Here is a 281-nt window from a genome sequence, read left to right as displayed (position 1 = left end):
ACCAGCCGGTTCTCGCAGTCATAGATAAAGTGCTGCAGCTTGCAGTGCCCCGAGCGCTTCTCGATCAGGTTGCCCCACGGGTCGTAGCGGTACTCTTGATCCCGCCACTGTTTGATGCGGTTGTCCTTGACCTTGTCAAACTGACGCGCATTGAAGTCCAACCGGTTGGCCGCCGGGTCATAACGAAACTCTTCGCTGCCCACCAGCGAGCCCGTATCACGGCTGCGCAACTGGCCATTGGCTTCATACTCGTACTTGATCTCGCCACGTAGCTTGTCCAG

Annotated in this window: 1 pseudogene; it reads right to left on the bottom strand. The window is 57.7% G+C overall.

What is annotated here, in order from left to right:
* Positions 1-281, bottom strand: a pseudogene (locus tag ACF8O8_RS12875) (sugar-binding protein); the annotation flags it as partial.

Source organism: Pseudomonas sp. TYF_14 (assembly GCF_043105275.1).
Taxonomy (GTDB): domain Bacteria; phylum Pseudomonadota; class Gammaproteobacteria; order Pseudomonadales; family Pseudomonadaceae; genus Aquipseudomonas; species Aquipseudomonas alloputida.
The sequence above is the reverse complement of the archived record's forward strand: the minus strand, read 5'-3'. Positions and strand labels throughout refer to the sequence as shown.